Annotated in this window: 1 protein-coding gene; it reads right to left on the bottom strand. The window is 48.5% G+C overall.

The window, feature by feature from the left end:
* Positions 1-24: 24 nt before the first annotated feature.
* A partial coding sequence (locus H6B31_RS16810; protein WP_243419125.1) for a transposase occupies positions 25-402 on the bottom strand: 378 nt, incomplete at its 5' end.

The raw sequence follows: 402 nt of genomic DNA, 5'->3' as shown, positions 1-402 counted from the left end.
CAGTCTGTCAAAGAACTCCTGTTTTCAAGAGATGAAAACAGGGATTTTGTAAGAAAAAGGGAAAAGAAAAGTGAAGGAACGTGGGTGCTCAGTTGCCCTCCAGCTCCAAATGGCCAGTTTTTTCAGGTTCATGGCAGCATACTTCAGCCTGACCCATCTTGTAACTGAGGCCAGACCTCTATGGTGCGTATATCGCATGGCGTGCTTTTCCTTTGCATCGGCAAAGACACGCTCGATGGTTTCTTTTCGCTGCGCGTAGAGCTGTTTCCCCAGTTCTGTTTTGCGGACTATCTCCACAAGATCCAGAAAGTTCTGCCAGATGTGAGTGGTAAGGGCCTTTTTCCCTTGTTCATCGGCTCCGCATTTGTCTTTATAGGGACATGCCCTGCACTTGGAGGGGGT

Source organism: Pseudoflavonifractor capillosus (assembly GCF_016899775.1).
Lineage (GTDB): Bacteria > Bacillota > Clostridia > Oscillospirales > Oscillospiraceae > Lawsonibacter.
The sequence above is the reverse complement of the archived record's forward strand: the minus strand, read 5'-3'. Positions and strand labels throughout refer to the sequence as shown.